We start from the raw sequence: 19,660 nt of genomic DNA, 5'->3' as shown, positions 1-19,660 counted from the left end.
AATATACACAGGCAACTCGCATTTTTTCAAAGAAGTTGCCGATACATGAAAGGGAGGAATTATGTTGAAACGTATATTTAGCGCGGCAATAGCAGCGTTGCTCGTGACGTGTTTTTCTACTAGCGCGTTTGCACACTCACATATTCAAGAATCGAATCCAGCAGATGGGGATGTTGTAACAGAACCATTGGAAGAAATTGTGCTTGAATTTGATGGTGGAATTGAACAAGGCAGTTTTATTGAGGTAACGACGACAGCGGGAGAAGCTGTGGAAGTGCAAGATATCGAGATTGGTGATGGAACATTAACAGGTACGGTTGCTGAGCCCCTTGCAAATGATGAATATCACGTAAATTGGAGTATTATTAGTGCAGATGGTCACCCACTAGAAGGAGAATTCACATTTACAGTTGATGCTGAAGTTCCGGAAGCTGTGGAAGAGGAAGAATCAACTGAATCAGAAGCAGTTGAGGATGAAGAATCCGGAGAACAGGCTGAAACAGAAACGGTCGAGAATGATGCAGCAACAGATTCCGCTGAACAAATAAATGAAGGGGAAGAATCATCTTCTACCATGATCATGGTCATTATTGGTTTAGCTATCCTTGCAATCGTTGGCTACATCTTACTTATGAAAAGAAAGAGATAATAAATGGACATGCTCGTAATGATTAGTCAGGCGCTTTTATATGTATGCTTTGCGATTTTAGCAGGCGGATTTCTGCTTCTGCTTATTCCAAGCATCTATCGTCCGGATGTAAAAATTTCAACGGATTACTTACTGATTAGTGCCCTCCTAGTACCGATCTTGGCCTTTATGCCAGTACTTGATATTACCTTATTTATTGCGCCACGCCTGGGCTTTTCTGAAGCCTTACAAACAGTTTTACTAAGCTATACTGTCGGTAATGCATGGAACTTTACCCTGATGGTTTCTGCATTGTTAGTACTCGTAATTGCCTTAATGCGGTCTAAGGAAAAACGCATTTCCGCTTTTATAGCTTTATTATTAACATTCGGGCTCATGTTAACCATTGCTTGGTCAAGCCATGCGGGAGCTATGGATCCAATCAAAGGAATTACCGGACACTTTATCCATTTAGCCGCTATCAGCATTTGGGTTGGCGTTGTCCTTGTGGTTGGCTGGTGTGCGACCAATCAAGATAATTGGCTGAAATTTTTAAGCTGGTTTTCCAAGGTCGCTATCGGCTGTTTAGTTGCTACAGCGCTCAGTGGATTCCTATTGATGGGTGTCATGGTCGATGGCTATACAGATTCGTGGATGGTTTCGTATGGACAAGGGTTATTAATCAAACACTTATTCTTGATTCCACTCGTTTTCTATGCCTTGTTAAACGGATTCGTGGTGAAATATTTTCTATCAAAAGATGCGGCCTTTAATCCAATTCCTTGGATTCGGTTAGAGGGCATTGTTTTATTTGTGATTTTTGCGCTGACCGCTTTTTTCACCCAGCAATCGCCTCCTCACGGCAATTACTTAACGGATGATGCAGTCTCACCTTTATTCCAGCTATTTCACGGTGGCATCATCGACTCCAGCAGCACCATAGGCTTGACGATTAACTTAGATATCGTTTATTTCTTTTTCCTAGCCTTAATATTAGTAGGATTAGTGCTATTATCGATTTACAAAAAAGCATCGATAGTAGTAACTTTTCTGATAAGCTGCTTGTTAGTGGTGAATGTATACATCATGCTGATGATATCTGTTGTGGTTCGCTAACGAAAAAGTAAGATATGAAAAAGTCAAGTCCACGGAGGTCTATCCCCGTGGACTTGTTAAATGTTTGGCCTACACCAATACATTACGGCTTGAAAATCACTTTAATAGAGCCATCCTCTTTCTTATCAAAAATATCATAAGCTATTGCAGCATCATCCAAATTAACGCGGTGTGTAATGATATCTGTTGGATCAAACTCTTTATTCTCAATCATATCATACAGTTTTGGCATAATGTTAATCACAGGAGCTTGTCCCATTTTCAATGAAACATTTCGAGTGAAAAAGCCGCCGAGTGGGAAGCCATTTGCCTCTGTACCATAAACACCCGTTATTTGGACCGTTCCGAACTTCCGTACAGCTTGTGATGCAGTGATAATTGGACTAATGGTTCCAAATTGGTTATCGCTTTCTGATCCAAATTCAGTGTTTGGTGGGACTGTACCATCCATCCCAACACAGTCAATTACGACGTCTGCTCCACCTTTTGTTTCTTCGTGTAAGAGCTCTCCGATTTTTTCGTTTTCTTTAATGTTATACGTTTCCACATTATTCGTTTTCTTCGCATGGTCTAGTCGGTGCTCTACTTGGTCGACGGTAATAACACGCTTTGCGCCTTTCAGCCAAGCGAATTTTTGAGCCATAAGACCAATTGGGCCGCTTCCTAAAATTATTACCGTATCCCCTTCTTTGACGCCACCATGCTCAACACTCCAATACGCGGTTGGAATGACATCCGATAAGAATAATACCTGCTCATCATCTAATTCACTATTTTTTGGAACTTTAAAGGATGTAAAATCGGCATACGGAACACGTAAATATTCTGCTTGACCACCAGGGTGATTCCCAAAATCATCAGCAAATCCGAATAAACCACCAGGCTCACCATGTGGATTGGAATTATCACACTGACTTTCCATCTGGTTGTTACAGAAGAAGCAATCTCCACACCCAATATTAAATGGAATCACGACACGGTCACCTTTTTTGAGATTTTTTACATCTGAACCAACTTCCTCGACAATACCCATTGGCTCATGTCCAACGACGTAATCCTCTTTCGGGACAATTCCGCCATGATATAAGTGAAGATCTGATCCGCAGATGCCACTAGCGGTAATTCGTACGATCATATCACTGCCTTCCTGAATTTTCGGGTCATCAACATTTTTTGTTTCCATCGCTTTTTCACCTTGAAATGTTACGGCCTTCATTCGGTTCACATCCTTATATAAGCATTTATAAGGTGTGTCCCCGGAATTTCAGGTGGATAAACTAAGATATTATTCATGGGTTGCGTCCCGATTTTGGCCATCCTTTAACAGCGTGTAACTGTCAAGAAACATAAAACTATTTTCAGTTTCCTTTAAAAGTTATAACTTCTCTATTCAATAGAAGCAGGGAATCTTTATATCCTAAATTCCATTGCATTTCCAATTTCTCATTGTTATGTTAATAGGAGATAAATAGATTAATAGCAAGGGAGGCACAAAGGGATGAATGGGAAAGTATTATCACTTCAAAATCTAACCATGAGTTATCCTGGTAAGGATGTTTTAAACGGAATTAATCTAGATGTCTACCAGGGTCAAATCATAGGATATATTGGCCCAAATGGAGCTGGGAAAAGCACCACATTAAAAATCATGCTCGGCTTAGTAGATGGCTATGGCGGGACTGTAGAAATTTTTGGACAGAATATTACATCAAATGATTATACATACAAACAAAAAATCGGTTATGTTCCGGAAAATGCAGAGACTTACGATAATCTGACAGCAGCTGAATATCTCACATTTATCGGTGAATTATATGGTTTGGAACGAACCACAGCCGAGGCGAAGGCATTAAGTCTTTTAGAAGAATTTGATATGGGAGACGTTTTTCATTCGAGAATCTCTTCTTTTTCTAAAGGCATGAGACAAAAGGTTCTAATCACCTCCAGCCTGCTTCATAATCCAGATTTGATTTTCCTTGATGAGCCATTAAGTGGACTTGATGCGAATAGTGTTATGGTTATGAAAGATATGCTAGAGGCCTTGGCTAACCAGGGGAAAACTATCTTTTATTCGTCTCACATTATGGATGTGGTCGAAAAGATAAGTAACCGAATTGTTCTATTAGTCAATGGTGAAATTGCTGCGGACGGTTCTTTTGATGAACTAAAAGAACAAAGTAAGGCAGGGTCACTGGAGGCTATATTTAATCAATTAACAGGGTTTGACGAGCATCAAGAAACAGCGAAAAAGATTGTCTCCATTGTAACAGGGGATAGCCAAGATGAGTGAAATCCGTATTTTAAAAGTGCTTGATACGTTTCAATGGGTGTTCCGCAAATTAAATATTGATTATACTGTGATGCGAAAAATCCTTGAATTAAAACTTACGATGGACCAGCGGCGTGTTCCAACCATTCTTAGTCAAAACGCGAAGAAAAAAGAAGGGAATCAATTTCTTAAATCATTATGGATTTATGCTTTATACGGTCTTATGCTCGTCCCATTTGTATTTCTTGGGGATAATTATTTATTCCAGATGAGTATTATAACTGGGATTGCTATGTTCATCCTAAGCACATCAATGATTTCAGATTTTTCATCCGTACTTCTAGATGTTCGGGATAAAGTTATTTTGAATACAAAACCAGTGAACAGTCGAACCATTAATGCAGCCAAGTTTTTTCATGTTGCGATCTACTTAACTCTGCTTACTGGTGCATTTATAGCCATACCAGCAATTGTATTTCTTTTTACACAAGGATTTATTTACTTTCTCTTATTCCTTATTGAAATTATTTTAATAGACCTGTTAATACTAGCTTTTACTGCACTCATCTATATGGTTGTATTACGATTTTTCGATGGCGAAAAGCTGAAAGATATTATTAATTATGTGCAGATATTACTAGCTGTAGCAGTTGTAGTCGGCTATCAAATCATTATACGATTATTTGATTTTGTAGATTTTGAATATGTTTATGACTTTAGCTGGTGGCATGTATTGCTTCCACCAGTATGGTTTGGTGCACCATTTGAACTGGTGTTAAACCAAAATTATTCCAGCGAGATTATTGTCCTCTCCCTATTTGCAGTGTTAGGGCCAATCATCTCGATTTTCCTATATTATGTATTAATGCCATCGTTCGAACGGAATTTACAAAAGCTAATGGAAGAATCAAGCACGAAAGGCAAGAAGAAATGGACCCTAAATGATCTGATAGAAAAATTAATTTGCTTCAGCAGAGAGGAAAGAATATTTTACCGCTTTTCTTCCATTATGATTAGTCAGGAGAGGGATTTTAAATTAAAAGTCTATCCTTCAGTGGGAATGGCACTTGTTTTCCCATTAATTTTTCTTTTTAACAATTTGAGCTTTCAGACACTAGATGAATTGGGACAAGGCAGATCTTTTTTAACCATCTATTTTTCTAACATTATTATTGGAACAGTTGTTTATATGCTGCAGTTTTCTGCGAAATATAAAGGAGCATGGATTTTTCAAACAACACCGATTCAAAAACATGCCATTGTCTACAGTGCAACGTTAAAGGCAGTTTTTGTAAAGCTATACTTACCGGTTATTTTTGCGCTGTCCGTATTATACATCTGGATATTTTCCTTCCGTATCTTGCCTGATTTAGCGATTGTTGTGGTCTCAGCATTATTACAGATGCTTATATCCTATAAGATATTTAATAACGGAAAATATCCTTTTACCGAGCCGATTGAAACTGCTCAACAAGGCGGAGGTGCTACCGGGAAATTTTTCCTATTAATGCTTTTTGTTGGGGGATTTACGATTTTACATTTATTAATCTCCTTCATACCTTTCGCAATTTATGGTTATTTGGTAGTTCTTATCGTGCTTACGATCTTATGGTGGAAGATGGTTTTTAAATAGAACTTAACTTAATGAAGGATAGTCCTCCACCACTTTAAACCAGTGAACGGGACTGTCCTTTTGGTTTTCTATTTTCGTTATAAAAACAGGTCAATTATCTTGTAATAAGATATAAATCAAAAGTAACTGGATAGTACGAAACGATAACTATATAATAGTTGTAAATAGTAAAAAGGGGCTGAATTTCTTGAACATTGAACCGTGGATGATAGGCACAGCTGTTGCCGTTCTTGTTCTCTTATGGGCACTAGTCACCTATAACCGTTTTATTTCTTTAAAAAACAGTATAGAAGAATCCTTTAAACATATTGATATTACGTTAGCACAGCGATTTGATTCCCTCACAAGAATAGCAGAGACGATTGCCGCTTATACGAAGCATGAAAAGGAAGTCCATACAGAAGTAACGAAGCTTCGCAGTCAATTTGACAACCCAAATGAGAATGAAAAGGTAAAAACTTCAAATGAACTATCAAGACTTGTTAGTGGTTTACAGGTTCAAGTCGAAAATTATCCGGAGATAAAGGCAAATGAAAATTACCTTCACTTACAGAAAAGCATTAATGAACTGGAAGAAAGGCTCGCCGCATCCAGAAGAACCTTTAACGCACGGGTCACGAAATTCAATACGATGCTGCAGCAGTTTCCTACAAATCTATTTAAATTCTTCATGAATCTAGAGAAAAGAGAGCTATTGCACATTGATACTAGCAAAAAGCAAGATGTAGATATAGCCAAAATTCTAAGGGGTTAACCACATGTTTTCTAGCTATGATGAAATCTATCATCTCATTAAAGATGATCTAAACGAAATGAATAAAATCAGATCTAAAACGATAATCAAGTACATACTTGGCTGGATTTCCCTTTTTGCTAGTATTATCATTCCTGCAATTTTTGGCCTTTCTATTCCTAACGCAGGCATCCAGTGGCTAGCTGCTTTTGTTTTTTTCTTTGGAACGGTGGCAAGTATTGTCAGTATCTTTAAAACACTAGGATCGTTTCGTATGGCCTTTAAACGCAAAGTAGTAAAGAGACTATTAAAGGCGTTATTTGAAAGTGCGAATCTGCCAGAAGATGACCCAAATTATGAGATGAAGTGGGGATACGCTACTAATGGTAAAATTGATAATTTCTTAATTGGTGAATCTGGTCTATTCTATTTAAATCGGATTGATCGTGTAGCCGGCAAAGATTTAATTATCGGTAAAATTGGTTCTACTGCTTTCTATTTCTCTGAACTAAGGCTCTACAAACAAGTAAAGAGCTCTGGCAATGAAAGAAAAAACAGAAAGCTAATACCAAGATATCAAGGTGTCCTGTATCTTGCAGATTTCCATAAGCATTTTAAAGGTCATACCGTCCTGCGAGATAAACAAATCTTTAGTTTTCAACATGTAAAGCGTTTTTTCAGGCACCATTACCACCGCATGCTAAGTGGAAAGAAATTAACTACGATTAAAATGGAAAATGATGAATTCAATAAGTACTTTAAAGTGCGGACGACAAATGAATTCGAAGCACGTTACATTCTTTCCCCCAATTTAATGGAAGATTTAGTGGCATTTCGAAAAAGAAACCGCAATCCAATCGATATAGCTTTTAGGAAACGGTTCATTAGTTTATTTCTATACAATAAAAAAGACTATTTCGAACCAAGTATTTATAACTCCATGAAAAAGCAGTCTAAAATTGCTTATGATGATTTAATATTATTCTTCCGTATCATTAATGACTTGAATCTTAATACACGAATATGGAGCAAGGAATAAAAGACTGTAGGCAAGGATGGTTTAATTGGACAGCGTTATATTCTGCCGTTCCCTGCCTGTTCTAACATAAAAAAGTTGACGAGGCTAAATTAGCCAAGTCAGCTTTATTTCAACTTTTAGATAAAGAAGTTTTCACCTTCACTAAATTGAAAACCAAACAGTTCATCTAATAGTGCACTTGTAAATCTTTAACGCCGAACTCTAATGCTTCATCTAAATCTTCCATATATACATCCAACCGACCTTCTGTAATGGCACTTCCTCTATCTTCACAAGTAAATGTTTTATCAAAATAAGGAATATACAATTTTGCCCCGAATGATAATGAATCCGGACAGGCAATTGTCTCACCCTCCTGCACTTCCGTACCAGATGCTGTAATACCATATGCTGGATCTCCAGGTTCTTTTCCAGTAGATTCATAGCCTGCTGTATAAGCAGTTACTGTAAACGTTTCTCCCTCTGAATCTGGTATGGTTATCGTCTGACCGGCATAAATGATATCAGGGTCTGTAAGAAACGTATTAAATTCAAGCAATGAATCTACACTTACATTATGATTCCTTGAAATCTCGGATAAAACATCTCCTGATTGCACCGTATACTGACTGCTTGCATGTACTTCGTCCGTAAATAAGATTAATCCTAAAGTTACTAGTGTGATTAGTGTTAAGTATTTGATAGTAATGACCTCCTATGTGTATTTAATATAGAATACGCATAGCAAGGTATTTCTTCTGTAGGCTTTAATAGAATTGAAATATATATGTAAAGTTAGGAGCTGATTTTGAGAGTGGTGTCTTAGCGGCTGGGGATAGTGCGTTAATTTTGGGAATGGTGTCTTAGTGGCGGGGGATAGTGCGTTAATTTTGAGAATGGTGTTTTAGCGCCGGGGATGGTGCGTTAATTTTGGGAATGGTGTCTTAGCGCCGGGAGATAGTGCGTTAATTTTGGGATTTGTGTCTTAGCAACGGAAGGTAGTGCGTATTGTTCTGTTGAAAAAGAAATTTGATAGATACATAGTTGAAATACAAATAACTCATTCTCCCCTTTTGAACTGTTAACCAATAATCTTAACAAGTCTAATTCTATTGTGTTGATTTAAAGCCAGATTCTAAACTATTGTAGATTTAGAATCTGACTCTATGATCATTTACTCAGAAAATGCTTTCGGATAATGAACGACACCTTGAACCGTTTCAAGAGAATCTTCTGTTAGTTCTAAAGCCATAAATGCCTCATCAGGTACTTCAAATGGCGCTTTTATATTCCATAATTGTGCTTGTTTAAATCCAAACTTTGGATAGTAGTCTTTATGCCCTAACACAATAACTGAATGATAACCAAGCGCTTTTGCTTTCTTTAACGCTTCGTGAATTAATTGGCTTCCGACACCTTTTTTCTGATACTGAGGTACCACAGACACGGGAGCAAGTGCTAAAGATTCCACCGATTTTTCATCATCTACAATGGAAATTTTAGATAACAGAATATGACCAATCATCCCCTTGTCTTGATCCGTTGCGATTAGTGAAAGTTCAGGAATAAATGCCTTTGATTTTCTAATTCGATTTACAAGTTGATGTTCTTTCCTGTCACTATATTTTTCATTCAAAAATGCTTGTTTTACAACTTCTTCTGTCGTGCTATAATCTTTTGGTAGTTCTTGTCTAATCATACTATTCATGTAAAGTTACTCCCTGTTCTTTCGTATTTCTTTTTGGATTTTGCGAAGTGCCTTTTTCGAACCACGCTCTATATCATGCTGCATTTTTCGCGTATTGTAATCGATAAACAATGTTTCTAAATCATATCCTTCTGGATATAATTCCTGCGCCTGTACCTCTAAGGAGAGTCGCTTCACATTTACTTTCATAAATTCCTCTTTATAGAACACGACAACATTATAGAAATTGTCCATCCCTTTATATACAATTCCAATGTCATTATGGTCCAATAAATTCACACGATCCCCTTTTTTATATTCATACTTCTCTGTGGTTTTCTCTTTGTCGATCTTCGGCTTCCTTTTCTTACTTTCCACCACCGTTTCTAAATGATAGTATTTATTTTCCATATAGTCTTTTGCTCTTTGCAAGACACTTTCTCGTATATTCATTTTTTCAGAAATCCAAAGGGCATTACTTTCCCCTGATTTACCTATCATTAACTTATACTTTGGTTCCAATGTTTCACTATTAAATTGCATTGCTGCATTCATAAAGTCATGATGCATTTCCGAAAAGCGTTTAATTTCCCCATAGTGTGTTGTCGCAACCGTAATACAACCCATATGATAAAACTCTTCTAAAATAGAAATTGCAAGTGCCGCTCCTTCATTCGGTTCTGTACCACTTCCGATTTCATCAAATAGTAAAAGTGTATGATTATTGGATCCCACCATTATTTCCGATAGATTTTTCATGTGAGATGAAAATGTACTTAGTGCATTTTCTATACTTTGGTTGTCACCAATATCTACGAAGATGTTTTCAAAAACCGAAATTTCCGTTTGCTTATCTGCAATAATGTGAAAGCCTGACATCGTCGCTAAAGTTAATAATCCAATTGTTTTTAGGACAATGGTTTTCCCACCAGCATTTGGTCCGGTAACAATTAAGCTACGATAATTTTCTCCGATTTCAAAATTAAGCGGTACAACTTCTCCTGACAAAAGTGGGTGTTTGCAGTGAACTAATTTTATATACCCATAATCATTTAATTTGGGCTCCACTCCACCAATATGTTTGCTGAACTTTGCTTTTGCAAATACCATATCATATTGGCTGATAAGTTCGAGATTAATCTTGATCTCATACATGTTCTCTAAGATCATTCCTGATAAAGCAGCTAATATTTGGTATTCCTCGATTGCTTCTTCTGCTTGCAGGCTTGCGAGTTCTCCGTTTAATTTTGTAACTGTATCCGGTTCTATAAAGACCGTTGACCCTTTAGAAGAAACTTCAATAATTGTTCCTGGAACTTGATTTTTATAGGAAGCTTTAATTGGTATTGTATATCGATCGCCTTTCTTACTAATAAAGGTTTCTTGAATATACTTTTTATTGGTACTGCTATTTAAAAACTTATTTAAGCGCTCTTTAATTTTCTCTTCGACTGATTCAATACTTCTTCGTATTCGTCTTAATTCTTTACTTGCAGCGGAATCTACACGATTTCCTTTGATTGAATAATCAACCTCTTCTTCCACATTTTTGAACTCAGACATTGAATTCGCATACGACGCGATTATTGGTGCAAAAAACGCTTTATCCAGCATAAACTTTTTAATTTTCCTGCAGCCTCTTAAGAAATCCGATACACTAACTAATTCGCTCGGATCAAGAATCATGCCCTTTTCGAGATTTTGAAGGATAAGCTCAATATTCGAAACCCCTAAAAATGGCACATGGTCTACTGCATCTAATATTGCGCGTGCCTCAGTCGTTTCATTTAAACGACTTTTAACTACTTTCATATCTGAACTTGGTCTCAACTTATCTAACATTTTCTTCCCTAATCCACTTACACAATACGATTTAACTATTCCTTTTAACTCGTTATATTGCAACTTTTCAAACGTCATCTTATTCACTTTCCATGCTCCTCACTATGACTTATTTTTATCATACATGAAGATACCTACCCATTAGATTTCAATGAAGCTTTACATAATAAAAATAAACACAAAAAAGCTGCGGAGATACCGCAGCTTTCTTTACATTTACAAGGCATGTGTAATATGCAAATACATGGAAATAAGCTATCTAAAAAAGTATAGCTAACTCCTAATATTACACGCTTTATAAAGTATGGTAGGTATCTTCATAGGTATTGAAATAAATCCATGACTAAACGAAGGGTGTGATTTCTAAAAAAATCCCCTTTAGTCCACAAATTTATTTCATTTAGTTTTTCCTATTTAGAACCTACCGCACTCACAAAAAGCACCTCGAATTAATTTATAGTTTTAATCATTGAAATCTAATTAACAGTTATCATTATACAATACTCTAATAAAAATGTGAAGGTGACGTATTTCCAGGATTTAATGATGATAAATTCACATGGGAAACACGTCATAACAAGCTTGGCAGCCGAATCGAATAATCGCAACCTTAAGCACATCACTTCCTATTCAAAATAATTATAGCTCCACCATACCCCAGCACACACCAAATCAATAAGTTAATATAATTCCCGGCAGTTGCCTCAAAGGTAGACGCAGCGAGCGACGCCCGCATTACTTCTGCCATCGAATAAATCGGAAGTGCCTGATGAAGGGCTTGAAGCCATTCTGGCAGCCGCTCCAATGGGAAATTTACCGGTGAAAACATGAGTGCTCCAAAAACAATGACTTGTGAAAGAGCAAGGGAAGCTGTTGGTGACAAGAGATAGGAAAATCCGTAGCCAACACCAATAGATGTTAATGCAATCATGAGTAAGGCTGGAATTACTGTCCAAGAGATGTCGTAACCTGGACTAAACATGAGATGTGCGATAATAGATGAAATAATAATACCTGGCAGCGTGATGATTAGCCAAATAGTTGTATCTGCTCCAAGAATGACACCGCGATTAACTGGCCATGTACGCATAAATTCCATATAGCCATCTGATTTGGCAGTACCAACCTGCTGCGGTAAAATCACTAAGCCCGTAAAAATTAGAATGATTGTTGGTGCTCCTGTTGCTAGAAAAAGAATCGAATTTGTATCTGGGGCTGGGAGAAGATAGGTAAAGCCGATCACAATGCCGATGGATATCAAGATTTGAATAAGAATCATAAACACTAAAAATCCTGCGTTTCTAAGAAATTGCATCTGAAAGACGTACTTGTAATGGCTTAGTACATTCATTATAATCCTACCGCCTTTTTAGAAGTCAACTCAATATAAGCATCCTCAATCGTCGCTGGAGACAAGGAATAGTCCATAATAAGCCCTTTATCAACTTGCCGCTTTGCCCATTCTATCGTTGCTGTTACTTCTTGAGGATCTATAGCAAAAAATAGTCGAGAGCCATTCTTATAAGAGGAAAGCGCCCAGCTAGGAATCTCGATATCTAACTCACTAGCTAAACTTAGTTCGATACGCATTTGGTTACTTACTGAACTTTTCACTTCCAATGGTGTTCCCTGCGTGAGAATTCTCCCTTTATTGATGATTGCCACACGATCAACCGCTTTTTCAGCTTCCAGCACATTATGCGTGACTAAAATTACCGAGGTGCCATCATTGGTTAGATTGCGTATCACCTGCCAAAGGTAACGCCTGCGAACTGGGTCTACATCGTTTGTTGGTTCATCCAGAATCACTAATTTACCAGGGGCAATGACTGCCATACAAAAGGCGGTTAGTCTTTTTGCACCACCCGATAATTTCTCTCCTTCCTTATTTGCCCACTCCCCCATATCCAATGCCTCAAAAAGCATTTCCACCCGCTTTGGATCAAATTTTTTGCCTGCACGCATTTTTCCAATCAATGTAACTGCCTGCTTGGGGGTAAGAAAACCGAGTGGTACTTGAGACTGTGGCTGTACGGAACAAATGGATCGAGCCCTTTCTGGTGACTGAAGTACCGATTTCCCCAACAGCTGAATATCACCTGAATCAGGAGTGATTAACCCTAATATTTGGTTTACCAATGTTGTTTTCCCAGCTCCGTTCTGGCCGAGAAGCCCATATATTTCACCTTCATCAATATGAAGGGAGATATTATCATTAGCGATCATCTTGTTTTCCCGACGACCTGTAAATCCTTTTGTTACAGCCTCTACATTAAGAATCATTCGTTGACTCCCTCTTTACAATAGCGACACGTTTAATAAAATTAATCACATCTTTGTCCATTGGATAAAATGCGATACCCTCCTGTAGGTTTTGCAGCGCTTCCCACATGCTTCCAAGCAATTCTTCATCCTCCCCAAACATTTTATCTGCTTGGTTTGCCCAGCATAGGACGAGCTGCTCCGCCTCTTCTGAGTTTGGATCAAGATGAAGGTTATTTCGGATATCACCAATAACCTTTAACCATTCCTTGATGTCTTCCTCACTCATGTTTGCAGCATTCATGTCGATAATTTTCTTCATTTCATCTTCGTTTAGGTATTCTTTATATTGCTCTAAGACATCTCCGGGATCGTGTTGATACAACTGGATAATGCTGAAAATGACTGGCCAATTGATTTCCCCTTCAAATTCAATGGAATACGATACGCCAAGAAGTGCTTGTTCTAACATTTTTAAACGTTCCTGTTCTCGTTTAACCAGTTCTAATTGGTGTTGGATTGACTCTTGCCAGTTCGACGTGGAATTTTCCAATATATCTTTAATCTGTTCCAGCGAGAATCCCATATATTTCAATGCTAAAACACGTTCTAACTTCATCACATCATCTTCACTGTATAAACGATGCCCTCCACTCGTTTTTGATGATGGTTTGATCAAGCCAATTTCATCATAGTAATCCAGTGTTCTGACGGTTACCCCTGTGTTCTTGGATAGTTTCCCAATCGTGTATATTTTCCTCACCCCTTTTTATTTATCTTAAGTATAAAACAACACGTTACGTGTGGTTCAAGGGGTAAATGCGGGAAATTTTGATTTTTTAAAAAATAATTTTTACAAAACAAGAGTAAACCGTATTCTATATACAATACGATTTACTCTTGTTTAATCTGCAGCTATTTAAACTCGTGGAGGGGAACTGAACCGGTCAGCCCCTCTCACTCACCTCATCCATTATACTGTAAACCATGTCCTAGTTTATACACATTTCCGTCTCTGTCTTTATAGGCATAGCTCATTCCTTCTGGCATATATTTATCTTTGTCATAGCCAGGTACATCATTTCTTGATTTACAATTACCATCTTCATCGACTGCAATGACTTCTTCACTTGCTGGTAATGTCAACGGCAGGACACCTGTTGGCTGATGGTTTCCAGCCATAACTTCAAGCTGTGCTTTGAAGAATGTATCGTACCCGGCAACCAGGGCATCTGCCAATGGTTCTACATTTCCAAGAATCCATGGCAAGATCACATTTACACTGATAATGACTTTTCCGCCGCGGCTGCGGATGTTCTCTGCCACTTTATTTAAATGCTCGATTTCGCTTAAAGTAGTTTCTTCATATGGAGCACCGTCCAACGCTTTTAAGGATTTATTTTCACATAAACCGAGTTCCAGCAATCCTGGTGTTGCATTAAAATAAGTGCCCGATTTTGGCTGCAAGAACAAGATTGCGATATCCGCTTCTTCATACGCATCGGTTAACTCAAATTGACCTAATTCCTTCGCATCCGCCAATGCCTGCTCCGTATACGTCGCTGCATGTTCTGTGTCCTTATGATAAGCTTTCATATATACTTTTTTACCTTCGAGCTTGTCCGCAGTTAATGGCAGTGTTTCTTCTGAGTTTTTCAGAATGGTAACAGATTTTTTATGTGCTTCATACGCTGCAGACCAGTGCGCAGGTGTACTTACTACCTCGTCGGCATTTTCTGGTGCATTGTACGTACGGTCATCGAACAGACCTAATGCAAACATTTCTGTAAGCAATCTTTCATTTGCTTCATTGATCCGCTTTTCACTGATCCAGCCGCGATTAACTGCTTCTTTCAGGTTTTCAATATCATTTGTATCTGCAATGATATCTGTTCCTGCATTCACAGCTTTCGCAAAACGCTCTGCAATACTTAAGTCCTCAACGCCCCAGCTCATATTGTTAACAATACCGCTGTCACTGTTAATATAGCCTTTGAAGCCCAGCTTTTTGCGCAGCATGTATTCAATGAAATATTGATTAAATGCAAATCCAACCTCTTCGAAAGGAATATCTTCGCCTTCAAATTCCTGAACCACACTCTTCTTGATGCTTGGAATCGAGTAGTAAGGCATGATAGATGACGTTCCATGCTCGACAGCTGCTCTAAACGGTGGCAGATGATATTTTTCTAAACTTCCCGGAGTCGGATAAAGATTCCATTTTCCTTCTTTATAATGCGGATCAAACCCATTTTCCCTTGGCCCTCCACCAGGGAAATGCTTTGTTGTCATGGCAATGCTGTTTTTACCTAACGTTTTTCCTTGAAATGCGTCAATAATACGGCCAATTGCGTCTGCAATAAATTCTGGATCCTCTCCAAATGTACCGTATGTTCGCTGCCATCTCGGATCTGTGACAACATCCGCCATATACATATACCCTTTTCTTAAACCGGTTGCATTCCATTCCGCTTGGGCAATTTCGGCAAATTCACTGATGACGGAAGCATCCTCGCCCTTTTTAATATCGCCCATCGCCGCAGCTGCAAGACCCAATGTGCCTGGCCATGTGGAAAAAATACCAATTGCATCATTCATTCCAAAGATAGATTCACCGTTTTCATTTCTTGAATTGGATGTAACGATGACTGGAATACCCAATCGTGTTGCCTCTGCTATTTCATTCATCGTATTAATCCATTCCGCTGTTTCCCCCGGACTATAATTATCTCGTAAAATGAAGTGGCGTAAATGTCTATCTTCAATTGTATGCGTCGTTCCATATACCTTGCTGGTGGCAAAGATACTTTCTCCCTTTTCCACAATCGCTTCATCTAACACACCATGATGGCTTGTTTTGCTCTTATCTTCCTGATAAAGACCCATCCGGCGCGTGTTAATCAGCATCATCCCAATTTTTTCATCGATATCCATTAAGGAAACTAGATTTTTCGCTCGTTCTTCTGGGCTTAATCGCCAGTCTTCATAAGGGTCAAGCTTTCCATTGTTATTTAAATCCTTGAATGTGAAACCATCTTCTTCAATAAGCTGCTTGTTTCTTACTTCCAGTTTTGGTTGTTTTTGTGTCATGTGAATTTCCTCCTCTATTTTTTAATTCTGATTTGAATACGATTCAGTTAAAATAAACAGTTTCATCATCATCTATTCATAGAAGCCCCATACAAAAGCATATTATAGCTCCAGTTTCATTAAATCGTTTTTCGATGATACCGAAGCTTCTTTTGTAACATTAATATTGGCATATTCCTCTGTATTTGTAATGACAACTGGTGTAGTAGTGTCAAACCCAGCTTTTTCAATGTTCTTTCTATCAAATTCTAATAATAGATTACCCTGTTTCACCTGATCCCCTTGCTTGACATGGACGTTGAAATATTTCCCATTCAGCTTCACGGTATCTATACCGACGTAAATTAAAATTTCTGCGCCGTTGTCCGAAGTGATTCCAATCGCATGCTGTGTAGGGAATAAGGTCGTAACTTCACCATCCACAGGGGAGTAGACTTTCCCTTCTGCAGGTTGGATTGCAGCTCCTTTTCCGACTGTATTTGTAGCAAATAGCTGCTCATTCACGTCAGCTAAAGGGATGACATTCCCCTTTAATGGGCTCGTAATTGTTTCTGGCTTGATCACTTTTAAATTAGAAGTAACATCATTTTTTCCTTGATAGCCCAATACGAATGGGAAGATTAATCCTAACACAAAGGCTGCTCCGATTCCGACTAAGTGCTGGCTGATAGGCGAGAATGCAGGTATGGACAGGACACTCGGCAGAACAAAGTCATTCATCACGACACCAAATGCTCCATTGATCGCTCCTCCAACTGCACCGGCAATAACGACATAAACAATCGTTTTCCTAAAGCGCAAGAGAATTCCGTAGTAAATTGCTTCTGTCGTACCAGCTAGTGAACCTGGCAGAATTCCGCTTGCGGCAAGTGACTTCAGTTTATTGTCTTTCGTTTTGATAAAGATGGCTATTGCAACCGCGATTTGGGCAAATACAGCTGGTGCTGCCATACCGATGATTGGATCTGGACCATTCGCCAGGTTGGCAATCGCAAGTGGAATAATTGTCCAGTGTAATCCTGCTATAGTAAGGAATGTCCATGCACCGCCAAGAAGCGCTCCTGCCAACAGTCCACTTTTATCACTGAGGAAAGTTATAATAGCAGCAAGACCTTCTCCAACTAAGTTACCAAAGGGACCAAAGAAAAGCATTGTTAACGGTACCAGGATAACTAAAGAGATAAGCGGGTTGATAAACATTTGGATATCTTTATATATAATTCTTTTCAAAAATTTCTCTAATCCTGCATAAACAAACATTGCAATAAAAATCGGAAATACGGTTGAAGAATAGTTTGCTAAATTGACTGATAGACCTAAAAAGCTGACCGATTCAACACCGGCGTCGACAAGATTAACTATTTCAGGAGTTAAAAGAGCTGCTCCAACTGCTCCGCCGACATAGCCATTTCCGCCTAGTTTTATTGCAATCGTAATCCCAAGGAAGACTGGAAGGAAATAAAATATAGAATTCCCAGCAGCAGATAAAACGATATAGGTACCGCTTTCACTTGAAAGCCAACCAAGCTGACTGAAGACGGCTAATGCTGCTTTTAACAGACCAGCACCAGCAAGTACACCAATGATTGGCGCAAAGCTTCCGGAAATTACTTCGAGAAATTTCGAGAACTTCGACTCCTTTTTTTCGACATCATTCTGACTCATTGTAATGCCCCTTTCTTGCTTACTTAAATAGAGACGCAAGGACTTCTGCTATGCTATTTTCTCAACTCAAGTAATGCGCTTACAAATTAAGAAGTAGTACTTCCTATTAAATACAACTATTATCGATTAAAATTGTATTATAAATCTATCTCTATTTTAAATTGATTCCTTGTTTGCTCATAGGACAAAAATAACGTTAATCTGATAAAAATAACATATATGACAAATTTCGCATTATGGGAGGAAATGATAATCGTGTATTCAAGCATTATTTCTACCGCAATAAAAATCTCACATCTTACGCAATTAAATACATATGTAGTAGGTGAGGATGGAGATGTCGACTATCACGATGAAAAAGTCTCCATACCCGCTTACATGCCAGGCGCTGAACAAAAGGATGTCCTGGGGTTTTTTTATAAAATGAAAAAAACAGATCAACTATACACCTATATTAATCCTTGGGGACTATCCTATTTAGGCTATTCTTTTTTGGAACAGCGAAAATTCTACGCTATCATCATTGGCCCCTATTTTGAAGAAATTCCGAATATATACGGGTTAGCATTGCAATACAATCTCACCAATCAAGAAAGCGCTGATTTGAGAAGTGTACTCGAAAAGGTAAACGTTGTAACTGCTGAACAAATCAGTAGCTATGAGGCAGTACTTCAGCAATTTGGCGCTATGAAGGAAGCGGAAACAACCCCTTTGGTGATTTACTCCAGTGAAGATAAAGGAAATAAAGATAGGAATGCTAATGTGGATGACGAGGCTCATCTGGTGGAATCAAGGTACAGTATTGAAAAGGATTTTATGCATGCAGTTGAAAAGGGGAATAAAGAAGAGGCATTAAGGCTGATAAGTTCCGATAATACGCTATTCTCTTTTTCCGAGCGATTTCCCAATCAGCCCCTCCGCCGACAAAAAAATTTAACCATCGTTTTGAATACATTATTGCGCATTGCCGCCAGAAACAGTAATGTTCCAGCGATATTAATCCATCATATCTCTGAAAGATTTTCCTTCGATATTGAAAATGGCGAAAACATCGCCGTGTTACGCAGCATTCAGGATGATATGATTCGAGAATACTGTGACTTAGTAAAGTCAAATTCTCTGCAAAATTATTCTCAAATGATACAAAAGGTAATCGAGCATTTAATGAGCTATTATGATCAGGAAATTGATAAAACAGAATTAGCTGCATTGTTACACACGCACCCTGGAAATTTATCAAGGAGATTTAAAAAAGAAACGGGGATGACGATTACGGAATATCAACAAGACCTTCGAATTAATCAGGCGAAGCATTTATTGAGAACTGAAAATCTGCCGATTGATGAGATTGCTTGGATTGTTGGGTATAAGGACCCTTCTTATTTTGGGAGAGTGTTTAAGAAAGTGACGGGGTATTCTCCTTCTGGGTATAGGGAGGGTGGTTTTTGATAGTATGTGGATTTCGGGTCAGACCCCGAATGAATCCTGGGTAGAAAAGAGAGGAGCATTCCGGGTTTGGGATGCTCCTTTACTATAGGGGTTTTGCTGATTGGCTTTGATGACTTTTGGAGTCTAGGTAAGCTATTTTCCGGATGTTGTTGATAAAGATGAATTATATTGAAAATGATTGACCAGTTGTAACTGATAAAGTAAAATATACAGTTTCCGATAAATAAAAAGGAACACTTATTAAGCTGATAATGATCTTTGGTAGTTT

General features: G+C 38.2%; 16 protein-coding genes. 7 read left to right on the top strand and 9 right to left on the bottom strand.

Annotation, left to right across the window (positions count from 1 at the left end; genetic code table 11):
• Window positions 1-64: 64 nt before the first annotated feature.
• Entirely contained in the window at window positions 65-649 is a 585-nt protein-coding gene (locus tag F1560_RS08385; protein ID WP_187773669.1) for a copper resistance protein CopC, read from the top strand.
• A gap of 3 nt (window positions 650-652) precedes the next feature.
• Window positions 653-1,744 (top strand): copper resistance D family protein, encoded by a 1,092-nt coding sequence (locus F1560_RS08380; RefSeq protein ID WP_149474189.1) that lies wholly within the window; start codon window positions 653-655, stop codon window positions 1,742-1,744.
• A gap of 82 nt (window positions 1,745-1,826) precedes the next feature.
• On the opposite strand, the gene F1560_RS08375 is transcribed toward F1560_RS08380, so the two are convergent.
• Window positions 1,827-2,960, bottom strand: a complete 1,134-nt coding sequence (locus tag F1560_RS08375; protein WP_149474188.1) for an alcohol dehydrogenase catalytic domain-containing protein — start codon at window positions 2,958-2,960, stop codon at window positions 1,827-1,829.
• Window positions 2,961-3,242: 282 nt separating this feature from the next.
• Here F1560_RS08375 and F1560_RS08370 point away from each other — a divergent pair, with 282 nt between their 5' ends.
• The 4 genes from F1560_RS08370 (at window position 3,243) to F1560_RS08355 (ending at window position 7,418) form a co-directional block, all read left to right on the top strand.
• Complete coding sequence (locus F1560_RS08370; RefSeq protein WP_149474187.1) at window positions 3,243-4,034, top strand: ABC transporter ATP-binding protein; 792 nt, start codon at window positions 3,243-3,245, stop codon at window positions 4,032-4,034.
• Entirely contained in the window at window positions 4,027-5,646 is a 1,620-nt protein-coding gene (locus F1560_RS08365; RefSeq protein WP_149474186.1) for a hypothetical protein, read from the top strand. Before F1560_RS08370 ends, F1560_RS08365 begins: the two co-directional genes overlap by 8 nt.
• Window positions 5,647-5,833: 187 nt before the next feature.
• A complete protein-coding gene (locus tag F1560_RS08360; RefSeq protein ID WP_149474185.1) occupies window positions 5,834-6,400 on the top strand; it encodes a LemA family protein in 567 nt (188 codons plus the stop codon).
• Between the two features lie 4 nt (window positions 6,401-6,404).
• Complete coding sequence (locus F1560_RS08355; protein ID WP_149474184.1) at window positions 6,405-7,418, top strand: DUF3137 domain-containing protein; 1,014 nt, start codon at window positions 6,405-6,407, stop codon at window positions 7,416-7,418.
• A gap of 166 nt (window positions 7,419-7,584) precedes the next feature.
• Here F1560_RS08355 and F1560_RS08350 read toward each other — a convergent pair whose 3' ends face one another.
• The 8 genes from F1560_RS08350 to F1560_RS08315 form a co-directional block, all read right to left on the bottom strand.
• Entirely contained in the window at window positions 7,585-8,016 is a 432-nt protein-coding gene (locus F1560_RS08350) for a LysM peptidoglycan-binding domain-containing protein (RefSeq protein ID WP_149474183.1), read from the bottom strand.
• Window positions 8,017-8,571: 555 nt separating this feature from the next.
• The gene (locus F1560_RS08345) at window positions 8,572-9,105 is read right to left on the bottom strand and encodes a GNAT family N-acetyltransferase (protein ID WP_149474182.1); all 534 of its coding nucleotides are present in this window, start codon (window positions 9,103-9,105) and stop codon (window positions 8,572-8,574) included.
• Window positions 9,106-9,111: 6 nt separating this feature from the next.
• Window positions 9,112-11,013 (bottom strand): endonuclease MutS2, encoded by a 1,902-nt coding sequence (locus F1560_RS08340; protein ID WP_149474181.1) that lies wholly within the window; start codon window positions 11,011-11,013, stop codon window positions 9,112-9,114.
• 532 nt (window positions 11,014-11,545) lie between these two features.
• Complete coding sequence (locus F1560_RS08335) at window positions 11,546-12,241, bottom strand: ABC transporter permease (protein WP_281292629.1); 696 nt, start codon at window positions 12,239-12,241, stop codon at window positions 11,546-11,548.
• A gap of 35 nt (window positions 12,242-12,276) precedes the next feature.
• Window positions 12,277-13,209: an ABC transporter ATP-binding protein gene (locus tag F1560_RS08330; protein ID WP_149474179.1), complete on the bottom strand. Its 933-nt coding sequence runs from the start codon at window positions 13,207-13,209 to the stop codon at window positions 12,277-12,279.
• Window positions 13,199-13,951, bottom strand: coding sequence for a MerR family transcriptional regulator (locus F1560_RS08325; RefSeq protein WP_246811919.1), 753 nt, complete (start codon window positions 13,949-13,951; stop codon window positions 13,199-13,201). Before F1560_RS08325 ends, F1560_RS08330 begins: the two co-directional genes overlap by 11 nt.
• A 203-nt stretch (window positions 13,952-14,154) precedes the next feature.
• The gene (locus F1560_RS08320; protein ID WP_149474178.1) at window positions 14,155-16,278 is read right to left on the bottom strand and encodes a glycoside hydrolase family 3 protein; all 2,124 of its coding nucleotides are present in this window, start codon (window positions 16,276-16,278) and stop codon (window positions 14,155-14,157) included.
• Window positions 16,279-16,380: 102 nt separating this feature from the next.
• Entirely contained in the window at window positions 16,381-17,943 is a 1,563-nt protein-coding gene (locus F1560_RS08315) for a glucose PTS transporter subunit IIA (protein ID WP_149474177.1), read from the bottom strand.
• 255 nt (window positions 17,944-18,198) lie between these two features.
• Here F1560_RS08315 and F1560_RS08310 point away from each other — a divergent pair, with 255 nt between their 5' ends.
• Window positions 18,199-19,392, top strand: coding sequence for a helix-turn-helix domain-containing protein (locus F1560_RS08310; RefSeq protein WP_187773668.1), 1,194 nt, complete (start codon window positions 18,199-18,201; stop codon window positions 19,390-19,392).
• The last annotated feature ends 268 nt before the right edge of the window (window positions 19,393-19,660 follow it).

Origin of the sequence: Oceanobacillus polygoni, from assembly GCF_008304605.1 — a bacterium.
In the GTDB taxonomy this organism is placed as follows: Bacteria; Bacillota; Bacilli; order Bacillales; family Amphibacillaceae; genus Oceanobacillus; species Oceanobacillus polygoni.
The sequence above is the reverse complement of the archived record's forward strand: the minus strand, read 5'-3'. Positions and strand labels throughout refer to the sequence as shown.

Bases quoted from the DNA above. Each gene is read 5' to 3' on its own strand.
- F1560_RS08335 (WP_281292629.1), bottom strand. From the start codon at position 12,241: ATGCAATTTCTTAGAAACGCAGGATTTTTAGTGTTTATGATTCTTATT.
- F1560_RS08375 (WP_149474188.1), bottom strand. From the start codon at position 2,960: ATGAAGGCCGTAACATTTCAAGGTGAAAAAGCGATGGAAACAAAAAAT.
- F1560_RS08345 (WP_149474182.1), bottom strand. From the start codon at position 9,105: ATGAATAGTATGATTAGACAAGAACTACCAAAAGATTATAGCACGACA.
- F1560_RS08330 (WP_149474179.1), bottom strand. From the start codon at position 13,209: ATGATTCTTAATGTAGAGGCTGTAACAAAAGGATTTACAGGTCGTCGG.
- F1560_RS08380 (WP_149474189.1), top strand. From the start codon at position 653: ATGGACATGCTCGTAATGATTAGTCAGGCGCTTTTATATGTATGCTTT.
- F1560_RS08315 (WP_149474177.1), bottom strand. From the start codon at position 17,943: ATGAGTCAGAATGATGTCGAAAAAAAGGAGTCGAAGTTCTCGAAATTT.
- F1560_RS08320 (WP_149474178.1), bottom strand. From the start codon at position 16,278: ATGACACAAAAACAACCAAAACTGGAAGTAAGAAACAAGCAGCTTATT.
- F1560_RS08355 (WP_149474184.1), top strand. From the start codon at position 6,405: ATGTTTTCTAGCTATGATGAAATCTATCATCTCATTAAAGATGATCTA.
- F1560_RS08365 (WP_149474186.1), top strand. From the start codon at position 4,027: ATGAGTGAAATCCGTATTTTAAAAGTGCTTGATACGTTTCAATGGGTG.
- F1560_RS08370 (WP_149474187.1), top strand. From the start codon at position 3,243: ATGAATGGGAAAGTATTATCACTTCAAAATCTAACCATGAGTTATCCT.